This window comes from Paenibacillus marchantiophytorum (assembly GCF_014640555.1).
Lineage (GTDB): Bacteria > Bacillota > Bacilli > Paenibacillales > NBRC-103111 > Paenibacillus_E > Paenibacillus_E marchantiophytorum.
Window position 1 is genome coordinate 1 of record NZ_BMHE01000017.1, and the last position, 17,965, is coordinate 17,965.

Genomic DNA, 17,965 nt, shown 5'->3' on the forward strand with positions numbered 1-17,965 from the left:
ATGTCTGTAACTCGACCTTAGGGGTTTTTTTGTGTTTTGTCCAGATAAATACATCATTTAATTACATATTTAGGAATATATTCTAACGAAATATTCATGTTAGGTTTTTTGCAAAGCTTCTGGGTTACCACGGTAGTAGCGGAACTACAGTACCTTATTTCCTCGGAAAGCGCTGAATTCCCCCCGAAAACAGCAAAATAGCGAACTCTAGTTCCCTCCGCCTCGCGATATGGACACTTTTAGTTGGAATAGGGAACTGTAGTTCCCTCAACCTCGCCACAATGACACCTTTTGATAGAATCAGCGTCCCGGCTTGACGTTCCCCTAACTCCGCGCAAGGCAGCTAGGTCATCTACAATAATGAGCAAGGAGATTGAACAAGCAAGCTAAATGTGCTTATTCCCCTGCCACTTTAACGCATCCCATAATGCAGCAAAACATTCCCTGACTCAAACCCTCTCGAAGCAAGAAGCTTTAGATTCATTTTCTCAACTTGGTCAAACAACCCTCTTCCCGTACCCAAAACAACCGGAGTGACCACAATCAATAACTCATCAATCAAGCCCGCAGCCGCGAGCTGCTGAACGATAGTGCCACTGCCAAATACAGTAATATCCGCGCCATCGCCTTGCTTCAAAGTCCTAACTTCTTCCGCAAGATGATCTTTTACCAATCTACTGTTCACCCATGTTACTTCTTCCAAGCTGTTGGAGAAGACGACTTTCGTCATCTGATTTAGCTCTTCCGCCAACGCTCGGGCCTGTTCAGGTGCATTCGGGTTCGTCGCTACATGCGGCCAATAACTCACGAACATCTGATAAGTCAATTTGCCAAATAATAATGTGTCTGCATGCATATATTCATGCGCAGCTTTATCCACTTCCGGATCATGCAGGAACCAATCAATCTCCCCATTCAGTCCAGTAAAAAAACCATCCAGTGATATTCGATTAAACACGATTACTTTTCTCATAACTGCCTCCAATTTGATAGAGATTAATCGTTCCTACTTATACAGACATTATAACAAACAAAAGCTGCAAAACTTTCTTATAGATGGCTAATGTAAAAAAACTCATCCCCACTGATTAGCAACAGAAGGAATGAGGTTCTATGTTTTTGCTATACGGCTTTAAGCCAAAATCTCTTCGATCTTCTGAACAACATCAGCGGGCAATACCACACCAGCTGCTTTCACGTTTTCTTCCAGCTGCTCAATCCGGGTCGCACCGACGAGCGCACTTGCTACATGCGGTGAAAAGACGACTTGAGAGACGCCATTTCGCTCACTCAGCGGAATAATTTCAGACTCAATCGTGCGATTGAACATATTGTATTGCGGCTGATTCACAACAATTCGATCGAGCAAGTAGCGATCCGCCACAGACAGCCCTTCCTGAATTTGCGAAGCAGTCCACTCACTAACGCCAACATTCAGGACCTTGCCTTGACGAACCATATCTTCAATCGTGAGCAAAGTTTCATCAACCGGTGTCTCAGGGTCATAACGGTGGCAGTAAAAAATATCGATGTAGTCTGTTTGCAGACGTTATAAGCTGGCATGAACATTCGCTGTATCCAAAAAGTTAATCCCTAAATCAAAAGCCCGCTGTGTCAGCTTGGCAACCGTTTCTTCTACAACAGAATTACCGTACGCGTGTTCAGTCTATTAGATCACTTCGCAGATTCAGAGGAAAACTTCTCCAGAAACGATTGATTTTTTATCGCTTTCGATTTATACTACATATCAATATTCATACATGATCGTGCCTAGGAAGAGAATCCAACTCGGAGGCGTTATCGCCAAGATATGACCGCTGCTGAAGCTGTCAATCTAAGTTAACCGGCACCGCCCGTTACCGCGGAACCAAGTGGAGAAGCATTCACCGGAATGTTTCTTAAATTGGGTGGCACCGCGAGCAAACGCTCCTCGTCCCAATCGGATGAGGGCGTTTTTTGTCGTTTTTCAAAGTCACAACGTTCGACAAACCACTAACGGGAGGTAACAAGCCATGACGAAACGATTGTACAATTTCAACCCAGGACCCGCAGCTCTGCCTTTGGAGGTGCTCGAAGAAGCTCAAGCAACCTTCGTGGACTTTCAGGGAAATGGCATTTCTTTGCTCGAGATGTCCCATCGCAGCCGCGGGGTTGAAGAACTGAATCACGAGACACAACAGTTGCTGCTTCAATTATTAAATTTGCCAACAAGCGAATATGACGTGCTTTTCATGGGCGGTGGGGCAAGCGCACAATTCGCTCTGCTTCCTATGAATTTTCTTCACGCCAATCAGACCGCACACTACGTGCTAACCGGCAGCTTCGCCGAAAAGGCCTATAAAGAAGCGACATATATCGGGCAAGCAGCGATTGCGGCAAGCTCCAGAAGTCAGAACTGGAGCCATATCCCAATCTTGGATGAGATCCAACTAAGTGGAAACCCCGCCTATCTTCATCTCACCCTAAACAACACAATTGAAGGCTCCCGGTTTAATTCGATTCCGAATGTCGGAAGCACACCACTCGTTGCCGATATGACTAGTGACATTTTGAGCAGAAAGCTTGATCTTCAGCCTTTTTCCATGATCTATGCCGGTGCTCAAAAAAATCTGGGACCTGCCGGAGTCACAGTAGCCATTATACGCAAAGATTGGCTGCTGCAAGGCTCCAAGTTGATCCCAGAAATTATGCGTTATGAGACATTTGCCAAACACCAATCGCTGTTCAACACACCACCGGTGCATGCTATTTATATGATGAATCTTATGCTGAAATGGGTGCTGCAACAAGGCGGTGTTGCGGCACTCGAACAACAGAATGCAGGCAAAGCCAAGCTGATTTACGATGTGATCGATAACAGCAGCGGCTTTTACACAGGAATCATCGCACATAAGGATCGTTCTGATATGAATATCACATGGCGCATGGCAAATGAAGCTTTAGAGAAAGCCTTTATTCAAGAATCATTGGCACATGGTTTCGAAGGCTTAGCAGGCCACCGCAGTGTCGGCGGCTTGCGAGCATCGGGCTACAATGCCGTGCCAGTGGAAGCTTGCCAAGCATTAGCTGAGTTCATGACTGCTTTTGCTGAGCAACACGTTTCCGCATAAATAAAAGAGTCCCGTAGAGCGGCCTAGGCCAAACTCTCGGGACTTTTTATCTAAAGGTAGTAGAAACCAGGGAATAACGTTAAGTTACTTATTTACCCAATTGGTGAATAGGGTGTCCAAGGGCACCTTCTGCTGCATCCATAATCATTTCAGTCAAGGTAGGATGTGCATGAATGGTAAGCGCAATGTCTTCCAGATTAGCGCCCATCTCAACCGCAAGAGCAAGCTCTCCGATCAAGTTCGAAGCTTCTGGACCAACGATTTGACCACCAAGCAGTTGTCCTGTTTCTTTGTCGCCTACAAGCTTCACAAAGCCTTGTCCTGCGTTCAAAGAATTGGCGCGGCCGTTAGCTGCATAAGGGAACTTACCGATTGTTACATTGATTCCTTGCGCTTTGGCTTCTGTTTCGCTCAGTCCTACTCCGGCAATTTCCGGATCTGAGAAGACAACAGCTGGCATAGCTTTGTAATCTACGATACTGGAGTGGCCTGCAATAGCTTCAGCAGCGACTTTAGCTTCATAAGAAGCTTTGTGCGCCAAGGAAAGACCTGGTACAACATCCCCGATAGCGAAGATATGAGGAATGCTTGTTCTGCCTTGGTTATCAACTTCGATCAGACCACGGTCCGTCAATTTCAAGTTAATAAGATCAAGACCAAGCTCGCCATCTGTATTTGGACGACGACCAACCGTTACGAGCACATAGTCCGCAGTAACTTGTTTCTCTTCACCTTTGACAGTGAAAGTAACCGTTACATCGTTGTCTGTTTTCGTGCAGGATTGCGCCAACGCTTCGGTATGAACCTCAACGCCAACTTTCTCCAGGTTGCGGGCAACAAGCTTCGTCAATTCTTTCTCGAAGCCTGGAAGCACATGGTCTGAGCCTTCAAGCACAGTGACTTTCGTACCGAATTTCGCATACGTTTGGCCAAGCTCGATTCCGATGTAGCCGCCGCCGATAACGATCATGCTCTTCGGAATTTCAGGCAAGTTCAGCGCCTCGGTGGAAGAAATAATTCTTCCGCCGTAAGGGAACGCCTTAAGTTCAATCGGACGTGAACCCGTCGCGATAATACAGTGCTTGAAGCGGTAGCGAGGAGCTTCTGCATCATTGAACACACGTGCTTCGTGCTCATTGATGAACATCACTTCGCCTTGGAACGTTTGGATCTTGTTGCCTTTGAGCAGCGCGCTAACGCCGCCTGTTTGCTTAGCAACAATACTATTTTTCCACGCTTGCACTTTCGCGAAGTCAACCTTCACGTTTTCCACGGAAATTCCCATGCTATCTGCATGTTGGGCATGCTCGTAGGTGTGAGCCGCAGAGATCAAAGCTTTGGAAGGGATACAGCCGCGGTTCAAACATACGCCGCCCCAATCCGATTTATCAACAATCAGAACGTTTTCTCCAAGTTGGGCAGCGCGAATTGCCGCTACGTACCCACCTGGACCAGCACCGATGACCAACAAGTCAATATCTAAAGAAGCATCTCCTACTACCATGCTGTTACACCTCCAAGACGAGAAGCTCTGGATCAGCCAGAAGCTGTTTGATGTAGTTCAAGAAGCTTTGTGCTGTCGCTCCATCCACGATACGGTGGTCGAAGCTCAAGGAAAGCGCCATAACCGATGCGGCAACGATTTGTCCGTTTTTCACAACAGGCTTTTCAGTGATACGTCCAGCGCCCAGAATCGCAACTTCAGGGAAGTTGATAACTGGCGTGAAGAACATACCGCCTACAGAACCAATGTTAGTAATGGAGATCGTGCTGCCTTTAAGCTCGTTAGGTGCCAATTTGCCTTCGCGTCCGCGAACAGCCAAATCTTTAATTGAAGAGGCGATGGACCATACGTTTTTGCGGTCAGCATCATGGATAACAGGAACGAGCAAGCCATTCTCTGTATCTGTTGCGATACCGATATTGTAGTACTTTTTGTAGACGATTTCTTGCTTCTCTTCGTCGATCATGGCGTTCATAACCGGGAATTGACGGCAAGCGGCAACCAAGGCTTTTACGATGAAAGGCAAGTAAGTCAACTTCACGCCTTTTTTCTCGGCAAGCGGCTTCGTACGCTCGCGTAGAGCGACTAACGCGCTCACGTCGATTTCGTCCATCAGTGTCACATGCGGTGCAGTGTACACGGATTTCACCATAGCGTTCGCGATGATTTTCCGGATTCCTTTGAATGGAATCCGCTCTTCGACGCGATCGCCCACGACAACCTGCTGCGGAGTCGCCGCAGGTGCCGCTGCACCAGCTGCTGCTACGGCAGCTGGATCAGCTTCCGGAGCCGCGGCTGCGCCCGCTCCGCTAAAGCCAAGCACGTCCTCGCGCGTTACGCGGCCGTGCTTCCCTGTAGGCGTCACCTCTGCGAGTGTGATGCCTTTTTCTCTTGCAAGCTTGCGGATGCTAGGCGTCGCAAGCACTTCGCGGCCCGCGCTTGGCGCGGCCGCAGGCGCTGCTGCAGGAGCCGGTGCTGCCGCCGCTGGGGCAGCAGGAGCCGCTGCAGGCGCAGCGTGGCTGTCGCTCTTGTGATGCATGGATTCCGCAGGCAGTTCGCCCGTCACTTCAATCGTCATCACAAGCTCGCCGATGTTGCACACTTGTCCTTCTTTTACGGAAACAGCAACGACTTTTCCTTCAACCGGACAAGGTACTTCGACAACCGCTTTATCGTTTTGTACTTCCATAAGGATCGTTTCGTCTGTTACGGTGTCACCCGCTTTAACCAACAGTTTGACGATCTCGCCTTCATGTATGCCTTCACCAAGCTCTGGGAACTTGTATTCAAACAATGCCACGTGAACTACCTCCTATTACCTTCGACTGTGATTAGAATTCGAGTACTTGGTTAATCCCTGCAATGACACTTGCTGGACTAGGCAACCAAGCGTCTTCAATTTGAGCGAACGGATAGACGGTATCTGGCGGTGAAATACGCAGAACCGGAGCTTCCAGGTGTAGAATTGCTTTTTCATTAATTTGTGCAATGACTTCTGCGGCAACACCGGAAGTTTTTTGCGCTTCTTGCACGATAATCGCACGATTCGTTTTCTTGATGGAAGTAACAATCGTATCGATATCAAGCGGAAGCAGCGTACGAAGATCGATCACTTCGACTTTCACGCCTTGTGTTTTTTCGATTTCTTCTGCTGCTTTCACAGAAGTGTGAACCATAGCACCGTAAGTGATAATCGTAACGTCAGAACCTTCGCGAACGACATTCGCTTTCCCCAGTTCAACCGTGTACTCACCTTCTGGTACTTCTGCGCGGAATGCGCGGTATAAATTCAGATGCTCCATGAAGAAGACAGGGTCATTATCGCGAATAGCCGCGATAAGCAGTCCTTTGGCATCATAAGGGTTGGAAGGTACAACAACTTTAATCCCAGGCGTTTGAACTAATAAGCCTTCAAGAGCATCGGTATGCAGCTCAGCCGCTTTTACGCCACCGCCAAAAGGTGTACGGAAAACGATCGGTGAGTTATAACGTCCGCCGGAACGGTAACGCATACGAGCAGCTTGGACGCAAATTTGGTCAAGAGCTTCATAGATAAAACCGACGAATTGAATTTCTGCGATCGGGCGGAAGCCTTGAATACCAAGACCAACCGCAAGGCCGCCAATAGCGGACTCAGCAAGCGGTGTATCAAATACGCGGTCTTCGCCGAATTCTTTTTGCAAACCTTCTGTCGCACGGAACACGCCGCCAACATGGCCAACGTCTTCACCGAACAAAATTACATTTGGATCTCTTTCCAATTCAACGCGCATAGCGTCTTTTATCGCTTGAATCATCGTCATTTGTGCCATGACTTCTCCGTGCCTCCTAATTGTTTTCGTGAGAAAACTTGCATCGTAAGCTGATTATTTATTTAAACGCTTGCTTCTGTTCTTCGAGATGTGCTGGTGTTACTTCGAACATGGAATCAATTAAGCCGGAAACGGTCATTTTCTCAGTTTCTTCCGCTTTTTTAATATGCTCAGCAACGGTTGCTTTCGCTTCTTCTTTTACTTGCGCTTCTATTTCTTCGTTCCATAGACCTTTTTTGGTCAGGAACAAACGCATGCGCGTAAGCGGATCTTTTGGCTCCCAATCGGTCTCTTCATCTTTGGTACGATATTTCGTCGTATCATCAGCCAAGGAATGCGGACGGTAACGGTATGTCAATGCTTCGATTAACGTAGCGCCTTCGCCTCTGCGTCCTCTTTCAGCAGCTTCCGTTACAGCTTGAACAACAGCCAATATGTCCATGCCGTCAACTTGAACGCCTTTGATACCGGCAGCAAGTGCTTTATGGGCAACAGAAAGTGCTCCTGTTTGCTTAGAATAAGGAGTTGTAATGGCATACCCATTATTTTGCACAAAATAAATGACAGGCAATTTGAACGCACCTGCAAAGTTCATGCCTTCATAGAAATCGCCTTCGGAACTACCGCCGTCACCCGTATAAGTGATCGCTACACGCGGTTGGTTACGCTTTTTGAATGCCATGGCTACACCAGTAGCATGCAAAATTTGTGCACCAATAATGATTTGCGGCATTAGGACGTGCACGTCTTGCGGAATTTGACCGCCATGTTGATGACCGCGGGAATATAGGAATGCTTGGTAAAGCGGAAGTCCGTGCCATACGAGCTGCGGCATATCGCGGTAACCTGGGCAAATAAAATCATCTTTATTTAAAGCAAATTCACTACCGATCATGGAAGCTTCTTGTCCGGATACCGGTGCGTAGAAACCAAGACGTCCTTGACGACCGAGATTGACAGCTCTTTCGTCCCATACACGAGTGAATACCATTCTTCTCATTAATTCTTTTAATTGGTCATCGCTAAGATTAGGCATTTTGTCGGAATTAACAATTGTGCCGTCTGGAGCCAGAACTTGTAAAGGCTCAACCTTTTCTGTGGTCACTTCATAATTTGCTTGGCTGACAAGTGGCTTACTCATACCATTTCACCTCTTATATGATTTTGATGCCTGCTAGCTACACTTCTGTTATAGTATTATTATAAACCTGTTTTTGTGAATTGTACACCAGTATCCTTGTGGTATATGACCTTTATTCAGGGAATTGAATAGTACAGTTTCGGAAAATATATAATACAGTTAACATAAAATTTACAACTGCTATAATACACCTTACCCTTTTCCAAATAGACTTACGCTTTAATTTCCAAAACTAGCCAAGCGCAATTCAAAGGAGCCTACACATGTCAGATGACTCTCGCTTTTATAAACGGACCATTATCAAAGATGAACTATCCTCGATTCATCTTCAAGAAAATCGTTCACTTCGCATCTATTTGCCTCCTGGTTACAACGAACTGCTGTCCTACCCTGTCATTTACTGCCAAGACGGTGAGCAGTTCTTTAATTTCGGGCGAATTGCCACGACCCTCACGCGCTGCATCTTAGATGAAGATCTAGAGCCCACCATCGTGGTCGGTGTGGATGTGAATAACGTCAACCGAACTTCCGAATATGCGCCTGAAGGAGACCGTCATGATGCCTATTGCCGCTTTTTCGCAGAGGAGCTCCTCCCTTATGTAGAAAGCCGTTATCCTGTCCGCACCGAACGAACAGAACGTATTGTTGCAGGAGACTCACTGGGAGGGACTGTATCCTTGCATCTCGCCTTAGATTATCCTAGCCTTTTTTGCCGCGTTATATCCTTGTCAGGCGCATTTTTCGACATCACGCGAGAACGGATCAAAGCTGAGGATGATTTATCTTGGCTAGAAGTGTACATGTTGATAGGATTGGATGAAACGGATGTAAAGACAGAGCGTGGCACTTTTGATTTTGTCCGCGAAAATCGGTTAGCCAAAGAGGAAATGGACAGCAAGGATGTCAAACTTCATTATATTGAAAAACCAGGCAAGCATCTGTGGGGATTTTGGCAGGGGGAGCTGGACGCAGCGCTGCATTATTTCCTCGCTTAAATAAAACGGCCCAACCCTCAACAGAGAGGTTGGGCCGTTTTGTTTCAAACTTTGATCGCATAACGATTCTTCAACAGTTCCATCATTTCTTGAATTTGTTGTTCTTCAGGATACCCGGGGATTTCCTCCCGTTTCTTCACTTGCCCCCCTTTGGCTGCCATAGCCTCAAGTAGATTAGCTATGAAAAGCTCAGACGTCAAAGGAATCGCCAGGCACTCCGATAAACTGGCCATACTGCCTGGCGCCACTATTGGATAATCCGTAGAGGAATCTTCACCCGCGGCTCTCTCATAGAAATTTCTAGCCAGCGATGCCTTGTCCTCGCCAGTCCCTTCTACGATTATGAAGGCTTGCACTGAAATAGCCCGCTGCTGCCTGCGTTGCGCAATCCCGCAAAACTTCCGTCCTTTGACACTAAGATCAAACTCACCAGGACAAAAGGACCCCAGTACTTCTCCTTGTTCAATCTGATCAGTCAGAGAGCCCATAACTTCGCGAATCAAGGCTACCATGGAATCAAAATCTTTGCGATGTTCCATATCACCTGCCTCTTTGGGCATTAGCAGGGAGATATTCACGACGCCCAAATCAAGCGGTACCGCGGCGCCTCCAGAGTTTCTAACCGCTGTTTCGTAGCCCATCTCAGTCAGCCAAGTGCGGGCTGCTGCAGCTTCTGGAAGCCGGCTGTCTCTGAGTCCCATTACAAAAGACCTAGGGTGCCTCCAAATGTGCAAAATAGGCGGAGTCGCCTGTCCAATGGCCCTGCATAGAAGTTCCTCCAGCGCAAAAGCATATAAAATAGGTTTCGGTTCCATTGCTCCGGACCGATCCAAAACAATCATAGATGAGGTAGAAATAGGTATTTGGGTCATATTTTTATTCTCCTGAACCAGTAAATTAAGTACTCCTAGAGAATTGTATGCTATCCTAGACCTAGTCGCAATGCATATCTGGGCTATCCATGTCATAAAACATCAAAATTTTGGAAAGAATCAAAGGATTTTCATATTTACTGTCGAAATAAAAACTAAGCAATCAAATTTTTTATTAAGTAGGCGAGATCATTGAATGTAATTGACGACTTACTACTCAATATTTTGGTACTAACCTCACCGATCTTACTCTGTCACATCCTATGGCTCGATCGGCCCAATCCCTTCAATTTCAGAAGATTAGGCCGCCCATTAATTGGTCTGAGCTGCTCCATTGCCGCGATATTTTGTATGTCGCATCCATTTTTCACAATAACAGGTGACGACTTTGATTTGCGCATTATCCCTGTTCTTGTCGCCTTTCTCTACGGAGGCATTCGATCTGGCCTTACAGTATCCACGATCATCTTAGCCTACGCTTTCTACATGGATGGGTCCAATTTTATCTCGATCATTACTTTGTCCGCTCTTCTTGTACCCTTCATCTTGGCTTTCATCGCATTAAGTAATTGGAAGCACTTAACCCCCAAAGTCATGTTTCCCAGTCTTCTTGCCTTCATCAGCGCCATAGCTACCTTCTGTATAACCATGCTTTATCGGATCGGTTCATTCGTCGCTATAGATAAGCCCTTTCTTCTTTATGGCTTATTATTTTGTCTCGTACATATGCTCACGATGTGGCTGTTAACTTATCTGATCGTTCGTATTCGAGAAAACAGTGCTATGCGCCTAGAAGTTCAACGATCAGAGAAGCTGAATGTACTAAGTGAACTAGCCGCTTCTGTTGCCCACGAAATTAGAAATCCCATGACCGTCGCCCGTGGTTTTATGCAAATTCTCAGTCAATCTACGGTTACGGAAGAAAAGAAACTGATTTATACCTCCATGGTTATCGAAGAAATCGACCGCGCACAGAACATTATTACCGATTATTTATCTTTTGCCAAACCACAGGCTGAGAAGCTCGAAGAGCTGGATGTGTCGAGTTTATCGCACAAACTCATCAATCTCATTAATCCGTACGCTGCCATGCGCGGAGTAGAAGTCAGTATCGACATGGAGCCTGCGCTCGTAGTCAAAGCCAACAGCGAGAAGCTGATACAATGCCTGGTTAATTTAACGAAAAACGGCATCGAAGCCATGCCTAGCGGCGGTCTGCTGCAAGTCTCCGGCTTCCGCGACAAAGCGAAGATCATCCTACAAATCAAGGATAACGGTATCGGTATGACAGAGGAGCAAGTAGACCGTCTGGGAACGCCATTTTATTCAACGAAAAATAAAGGCACAGGGCTTGGTCTCATGGTCTCTTATCGGATCATCAAAACATTCGGCGGACTCATTGATGTGACGAGTGAACCTGATCATGGCACATGTTTCACCATTTCTTTACCGGCCGCTTGATCCCTCGCTGCTGGCCAAAATATCCATAACACCTTTAAACAAGGGAATGGACTTGTTGCTTTCGGATGCATTCAAGTTCTTAACGACGACAGACACCGCGTACTTTGGCGTCGCAACAGGTCCATATCCAATAAACCATTGATTCACTTTCTCCTGCTTCCCGTTCTGAATCTGAGCTGTTCCTGACTTACCCGCCAATTTCCACTTGGCATCCTGCAGACCTTTCCCCGTGCCGTCAGTCACAACTTCTCTCATCCAGTTTAGCAGCGTTTTGCTGGTAGCAGCCGACACACGTCCCGCTTCAACCTGCTGCAACTTGGGGGCATAGCTTTCCATCAGGCGATCTGTCTGATAACGAACTTCTTGGACAACCCTAGGTGAATATCCTTTGCCGCCATGCAGTAAAGTGATGATCATATTCGAAGCTTGCAGCGGAGTCAGCATCACATCTCTTTGGCCAATAGCTGTTTGCATCAGAACACCTTCGTCATCGTGCGGGGTATGCGCGCCAAATAGCTGACCACTCTCCTCAGCATCCAATTGATGAAGGATAGGCTGGGTATCCGTTTTCCCCGTCCATCCCACTTCATCCAGAACCCCAAGTTTGTGGGCATAAGTCTCCAACTGACTGGCTGTAAGGCGCTGCATTACTTTGGCAAATACAATATTGCAGGACTGCGCGAAGCCCTGTTCTAAAGTTAGCGGCCCATGCCCTGCTCTTAACCAGCAAGTAAAGCCATATTTGCCAAGAGCCCCTTCACAGTTAAATGTCTCCTTAGGATCAACAGCACCTTCATCCAGCGCCGCAGCGGCAACTACTGTTTTGAAAATAGATCCTGGCGCTGTCGCTTTTACTGCGTAATTACTCCAGTTATTGCTTGCCAGATCAACTTGCGTCGGATCATAATTGGGCCTGCTCGCCATGGCAACAATATCACCTTGCTTCACTTCCTGTACGACTACGGCGCCATCTCGAATGTGCATGTTATCCATCAACGCTTCAATTCTCTGTTGTATACTGCCATCCAGTGTGGTGACTAGCTTAACCGGATAGAACGTATTATCAGGGGCAATCATACGAGCATCCAACCCAGCCAGCGGCCGTTTCCCTGCATCCGTGAAATAAGAGATAGAGGTCTCTCCTATGCCGCGGAGCCACAAGTCAAAGGTCTTTTCAAGGCCGGATCCACCAATTTTGGAAGTAAGTGTCAGCTTACCCTTTTCCAAATCCTCCCCATACAAACGCATCACGCGATCCGGGTTTTGCCCGATAAACCCAATCAACTGACGAGCCGTCATCCCAGTGGGATAGCGATCTTCCATCTCAGTCACCTTCACATTCGGCAAGGTCAAAGTCTGTATCTGGGTCTCCTGCCCAGCACTCAAGGCAAAGGGTTTCCCTGTATCTGTTACACTCCAGACCTGTGGTTCTTTCAATTGACTGGAGAATGCAAGCCAGCGTTCCTTGGTTGTCTGCAAGATCCCAACAAGCTGATTAACCCGCTGCGGATCAACGCTGACTTCCTTGCTCATAGGGAAAACAACCAGTGATTTTATCATTTTCCCTGTCAATGGCTTAAGATTGCGATCCAGAATTTCACCGCGGCCGCTGTCGAGCACCAAAGCTCTCTGCCTTTGAATGACCGAGTTTTTGAGCAAATTAACACCTCGGGATGAATAATTCTCTGTTGCCGCAATTTGTATCCAAAAAAGCTTGCCTATGATCCCTATAAACAGAAGAAGGATAGCGAAAAGCACAAGAAAGATCCGACGTTTTTCAAGAGCCGACAATTGGCTTGGTTTCATCTCTTTACTCCTAACTAAAAGTTGGTATAACTTTCAGTATCGTCATTCCTGACCCTAGTCAAACGGTTTGCTAAGCGCCCCTAACATAAAAAATCCACCCTCCGCTTAGGAGAGTGGACTATGTATGAGAAGAAGGATAGCTTAAACTTCAAATTTGGAAAGTGTGTCATTGAGTGACTTGGACAGCAGGTCCAGCTTGTCTGACAATTTCACCAGACCATCGCTGATGCTAAGCTGTTCAGAGCTCAATGAAGCAACTTCCTCAGAGGTAGCAAGAGATTCCTCAGCTACTGCACTTACATTCGTCATGGCGTCGGACAGAACCACTTGGGACTGTTCCAGCGTAGAGATTGAATCGCTCACAGTGCTCAATTGCTCAATGAAACCACCCATATGATTCGTAACTTGTTTGAAAATAATATCTGCTTCTTTGACCGCCAGAATTTGTTCTTGGAAAATCGGCGTTGCTGTCGACAGTACCTTCACCGTCTCGTCAATTTCCTTCTGGATCGTCTCTGTAATCTGACCTACCACATCAATGGATTGTCTGGATTGGTCCGCAAGTTTACGGATTTCGTCAGCAACAACCATGAACCCTTTACCAGCAGCGCCGGCACGGGCAGCCTCAATCGTTGCGTTTAAAGACAAGATGTTGGTCTGCTTCGTCATATTATTGAGCAAATCGAGAATTTTACGAATAGAGCGCGTGCTGTCTTTCAAATTATCAACTTTGTCTGCCATGGATCGAATCATTTCTTCGGTCAGATTCGTTTTGGAAATCAACTCGGACATATATTTCGTTCCTTGCTCACTGGAGCTTTGAACATCTGCCGCTGCTGTACCCATTTCCAGATTGGCTTCGATAACTTGTTTCATCTGAATACCAATGTGATACGTCAACTCGTTGCCTCTTTCGGATTCCGTCGCCAAACCGCCGGCACCGTTAGAAATTTCGTCTGTGGCTACGGCAATTTCTCTTGCTGCTGTAGCTGTGACTTTGGATGAGTTCGTTAATTCTTGGGCTGTTTCGAATACGGATTGAGCAGAAGCACTCGTCTGCGAAACAAGGTTTGTAATCTGCTGCATCATGACGTCAAAGCTTGCGCCCAGTTGGCCGATTTCATCTTGTGTCTTGTAGTTCGCTCGTACGGTTAACTTCCCTTTGGCACCTTGCTGCATCAGGTTGCGAAGATTAACCAGAGGACGACCGATCATTCTAGCCACGAATAATCCAATCATTACCGCTGCAATCGCCGCAAACAAGGCAATCAGAAGGGTATAATTAAATATTTTCTTAGCATCTTTCACCAAGCTGCTTACCGGGATATCGCCAACAAGGTTCCACCCGGAGATGGAAGATTTATAATACGCAACGAGATGATCGTCTTTGGTAATAAACGAACCATGCTCTTCTTCAAGCTGCTCTTTGCTTAATTGAATCGCTGACTCTTTCTCAATATCCGTCAAATTTTTGGCTGCGATATTTTTATTCTCATGATTCGTGATCGCAACTGCGCTGTCATCGCCTAGAGAAATACCATTCAGTTCTTTCGCGAGAATATCTGCGTTCAATTCTAATACTAGAATGCCGGAAGTGCTGTTGGTCAATGTATTTCTCATAACACGACCAACGGCAAACGTATTTGCCGAACTGCTGGAATACCCTTTGCTTTTACTATCCAACCAGGCCACTTTACCGCCTGCATCAACGATCTTTTTAAACCAATCGGTCGATCCTGTGTTGTCAGACAACGAACTTCCGCCAGCACCGGTAATCACGATCAATTTGCCGTCCGGTCTATACAAATGAAGCGTTTTAATCGATTTGTTCGAGAACGTCACAACATTTAATTTCTCGGTCAATTGACGAATAACTTCAAGTGATTCATAAGAGGATGTATCTAATTTCGGAATTTTATCAAGTAAATCCTGCAATTCCTTATTCAACATAATCTGTAACGAGACGTCATCAAAGGTTTGATAAAGAAAATCTAATTTCTGACCTGCTTGCGTAACGGTTTGAAGACTGGATTCTGATACTTTGTTTTTAATAACGCTTTTGGAAATGGAGTAAGAAATCATCCCTACAATAAGTACGAAAAAAAGAATACTGGCAAAAAACATTAAAAACAACTTCATACCTACAGATTTCACGGGATTCTCCATTTTAACTTGCCTCAATTCCTTAAATGCAACCGTGCCCATTTGTTTAGATGTTTTACCTGCGACACCTACCATACGACCCCATGGCACATTTTGAATTGCTTTTGCGAGAGATTGAAGTGCTTTGTTAAGAAAAGCGAGAATACTTTGCAGCTTGTTATTCATTCTGTTCACCGCCATTGGTTTCTACTTCTTAAGGGGCCCCTTACTTTTGAACTATAATGAAAAGGGTTACACAAGAAGTTGGTTAATAAATTCGACACACTTTAACATTTTCCTTTAATATTCGATCCACATTTAAATAAAAAAATAGAAACTTTCTCCAATATACCCCAGTCTGGAGAAAGCTTCCATGGTACTATTTACCTGTTTTTTTACGCATCATATCCCATTGCTTCACAGGTTGATCTGTTTTTAGTTTAATAAGTTGCAGCGGATGTCTGGCAGCATCCAATTCTTGATCCTGCTCATTCCAGATCAAATCGACCTTTTGTTTGAATTGTGTCCCCTGCGGTCCGAAAAATTCAATTTCCTGCCCTGGCTTGAAATGATTTCTCTGCTGAATGACAGCCGTACCTGATTCTTCCTCATAAGACATCACAAGCCCTACAAAATCAAAGCCAACTACCTTATCCTCAGGCTCAAAAATATGATCTTCATGTCCAGGGGCCTCATAGAAAAAGCCGCTATTTAATGGCCTGTTGGCTGCTTTATGAATTTCATCCTGCCAGACTTGACTGATAGCGAATTGCTCCGGATCAGCAAAATAGGCATCTATCGCTTGCCGATAGGCATTCACTACCGTTGCCACATAATGAATACTCTTCATGCGGCCTTCGATTTTAAAGCTGTCTACGCCAGACTCAATCATTTCAGCAATGTGGTCGATCATGCTCAAATCCTTCGAACCCATGGTAAAAGCATCATCCTCTTCACCAAACATAGGCAGGTCAGTTGCTAGAGGAGCTGAAAGCGGCTGATCCTTGGCGAACAGATCATATTTCCAACGGCAAGATTGCGAACAGCCTCCACGATTGGAATCGCGGTCCGTAAAATGGTTGGAAAGCACACAGCGCCCTGAATAGGAGCTGCACATGGCACCATGAATGAAAGCCTCTATCTCCACATCGACATGCGCCTTGATTTGATCAATTTCGTGCATGCTGACTTCGCGGGCCAGAACAACGCGTTCAATGCCTTGATCTTTCCAAAATTTAACCGTTTGCCAGTTCATAACCGACTGCTGTGTACTGACATGTACCTCTAGCTTAGGCGCGACTCGCCGGCAGGTCTCCATAATGATCGGATCCGCGGCAATGATCGCCGAAATCCCTACCTCTTGTAGCCCGCGCAAATAGTCATCCAAGCCCTCGATGTCCTCATTATGAGCGTATATATTCGTTGCCACGAACACTTTGGCTCCATATTGATTGGCAAACTCGACACCTTCCCGCATTTCTTCCAGAGAGAAGTTGTCCGCATTGGACCTCAGTCCATATTTCTGCCCGCCTATATATACCGCATCGGCTCCATAATGGATCGCAAACTTCAATTTCTCCAGACTGCCCGCTGGAGCCAGCAGCTCCGGCTTATCCAGTCTTACCCGTTTGCCTCTTGCTCGTGCTTCTAATGCTGTCGTCATCTCGGAGAGCACCTTCTTTCATTCATATATCAATAAACCTGTTCTTTGTAGAAAAATCCATATGACAATTCACGTTCAGGGTCTTGCAGGCCAGCTATGGCATCCAGCCATTCCTGCCTGAACTCGTACCCTTGTGGATCTGCAGCATAAGCATCGATAGCTGCCCGATATCCTCTTACCACGGTTTCATTATACGCCTCAGACTTCAATAAACCTTCAATTTTCAAGCTATCTACTTGACCATCCATGAGCTCTGGCAGGTTTTCCAGCATACAGATATCCTCAGAACTCATAATGTGGGTGCCGTTGCCGTCTTCATAAATAGGGTACCGCTGATCACGGCGTTCGTGCTCGATCAGGAATAGCCCCCGCTCTATCGAACGATCTTGTGTAGAAGCATCATTGCCCTGATGCTCGATATAATTTTTGACAAGCTCGCGCTTGGAGTGATAGATATTCGTAATTCCATGAACTTGAACCTCAACCGCCAGTTCCGTCTGCTGCTTAAAGGCCAGAACCTGTTCCATGTTCAACTCTCTGGCCAGCACAACACGTGTTGCTCCTTGCCTGCCCCAATAATTCGCTGTTGCGTAATTCGTCGACGTCATTTCCGCGTTCCAGTGCAACGCTAACGGTTTAGCCAAACTGCGAGCAGCCATTAAGACGGACGGATCACCAAAAATAACAGCATCCACGCCATATTCCTGCAATTTGTTCAAATATTCGAACAAGCCGTCCAACGAAGCATTATCGAAAACTTTGTTTACAGCCACATAAACTTTAGCCTGTTTCTCATGCGCCCAAGCGACTGCCTGCTGGATTTCCTCGAGCTTGATCTCTCCCGGAAGGCGCATGCCATATTGCTCTTCCCCGATGATTACAGCATCAGCGCCCGCTTCAATTAATCGTTGCAGCTCAGCGACACTGCTGCAGCTTACTACTAGTTCTGGTTTCTTCAC

13 protein-coding genes and 1 pseudogene are annotated in these 17,965 nt (G+C 46.3%); 3 read left to right on the top strand and 11 right to left on the bottom strand.

What is annotated here, in order from left to right; all coding sequences use genetic code 11:
• Positions 1–412: 412 nt before the first annotated feature.
• Together IEY34_RS17030 and IEY34_RS17035 are read right to left on the bottom strand one after the other, a co-directional pair.
• The gene (locus tag IEY34_RS17030) at positions 413–973 is read right to left on the bottom strand and encodes a dihydrofolate reductase family protein (RefSeq protein WP_189013300.1); all 561 of its coding nucleotides are present in this window, start codon (positions 971–973) and stop codon (positions 413–415) included.
• A gap of 159 nt (positions 974–1,132) precedes the next feature.
• Positions 1,133–1,618: pseudogene (locus IEY34_RS17035) on the bottom strand (aldo/keto reductase).
• 394 nt (positions 1,619–2,012) lie between these two features.
• Here IEY34_RS17035 and serC point away from each other — a divergent pair.
• On the top strand, positions 2,013–3,110 hold the full coding sequence (gene serC, locus IEY34_RS17040; protein WP_189013302.1) for a 3-phosphoserine/phosphohydroxythreonine transaminase: 1,098 nt from the start codon (positions 2,013–2,015) through the stop codon (positions 3,108–3,110).
• 88 nt (positions 3,111–3,198) lie between these two features.
• Here the strand turns inward: serC and lpdA are convergent, their stop codons facing one another.
• The 4 genes from lpdA to pdhA are packed head-to-tail and all read right to left on the bottom strand — an operon-like array spanning position 3,199 to position 8,067.
• Complete coding sequence (gene lpdA, locus IEY34_RS17045) at positions 3,199–4,614, bottom strand: dihydrolipoyl dehydrogenase (protein WP_189013304.1); 1,416 nt, start codon at positions 4,612–4,614, stop codon at positions 3,199–3,201.
• A gap of 4 nt (positions 4,615–4,618) precedes the next feature.
• Positions 4,619–5,914: a dihydrolipoamide acetyltransferase family protein gene (locus tag IEY34_RS17050; protein WP_189013306.1), complete on the bottom strand. Its 1,296-nt coding sequence runs from the start codon at positions 5,912–5,914 to the stop codon at positions 4,619–4,621.
• Between the two features lie 31 nt (positions 5,915–5,945).
• Complete coding sequence (locus IEY34_RS17055) at positions 5,946–6,926, bottom strand: alpha-ketoacid dehydrogenase subunit beta (RefSeq protein WP_189013308.1); 981 nt, start codon at positions 6,924–6,926, stop codon at positions 5,946–5,948.
• A 58-nt stretch (positions 6,927–6,984) separates the two neighbouring features.
• On the bottom strand, positions 6,985–8,067 hold the full coding sequence (gene pdhA / locus IEY34_RS17060) for a pyruvate dehydrogenase (acetyl-transferring) E1 component subunit alpha (protein ID WP_189013310.1): 1,083 nt from the start codon (positions 8,065–8,067) through the stop codon (positions 6,985–6,987).
• A gap of 263 nt (positions 8,068–8,330) precedes the next feature.
• On the opposite strand from pdhA, the gene IEY34_RS17065 reads away from it, so the two are divergent.
• Positions 8,331–9,062 (top strand): alpha/beta hydrolase, encoded by a 732-nt coding sequence (locus IEY34_RS17065; RefSeq protein WP_189013312.1) that lies wholly within the window; start codon positions 8,331–8,333, stop codon positions 9,060–9,062.
• Positions 9,063–9,106: 44 nt separating this feature from the next.
• On the opposite strand, the gene IEY34_RS17070 is transcribed toward IEY34_RS17065, so the two are convergent.
• Positions 9,107–9,934 (bottom strand): lipoate--protein ligase family protein, encoded by an 828-nt coding sequence (locus IEY34_RS17070; RefSeq protein ID WP_189013314.1) that lies wholly within the window; start codon positions 9,932–9,934, stop codon positions 9,107–9,109.
• Between the two features lie 192 nt (positions 9,935–10,126).
• Between IEY34_RS17070 and IEY34_RS17075 the strand changes: the two genes are divergently transcribed.
• A complete protein-coding gene (locus IEY34_RS17075; protein ID WP_189013316.1) occupies positions 10,127–11,395 on the top strand; it encodes an ATP-binding protein in 1,269 nt (422 codons plus the stop codon).
• Here the strand turns inward: IEY34_RS17075 and IEY34_RS17080 are convergent.
• The 4 genes from IEY34_RS17080 to IEY34_RS17095 all read right to left on the bottom strand — a co-directional run bounded on the left by IEY34_RS17080 (position 11,381) and on the right by IEY34_RS17095 (position 17,965).
• On the bottom strand, positions 11,381–13,201 hold the full coding sequence (locus IEY34_RS17080) for a peptidoglycan D,D-transpeptidase FtsI family protein (RefSeq protein ID WP_189013318.1): 1,821 nt from the start codon (positions 13,199–13,201) through the stop codon (positions 11,381–11,383). The genes IEY34_RS17075 and IEY34_RS17080 overlap by 15 nt on opposite strands.
• Before the next feature lie 141 nt (positions 13,202–13,342).
• On the bottom strand, positions 13,343–15,544 hold the full coding sequence (locus IEY34_RS17085; RefSeq protein WP_229757694.1) for a methyl-accepting chemotaxis protein: 2,202 nt from the start codon (positions 15,542–15,544) through the stop codon (positions 13,343–13,345).
• A 178-nt stretch (positions 15,545–15,722) separates the two neighbouring features.
• The gene (locus tag IEY34_RS17090; RefSeq protein ID WP_189013320.1) at positions 15,723–17,006 is read right to left on the bottom strand and encodes a peptidase U32 family protein; all 1,284 of its coding nucleotides are present in this window, start codon (positions 17,004–17,006) and stop codon (positions 15,723–15,725) included.
• Between the two features lie 29 nt (positions 17,007–17,035).
• Positions 17,036–17,965: a peptidase U32 family protein gene (locus tag IEY34_RS17095; RefSeq protein ID WP_189013322.1), complete on the bottom strand. Its 930-nt coding sequence runs from the start codon at positions 17,963–17,965 to the stop codon at positions 17,036–17,038.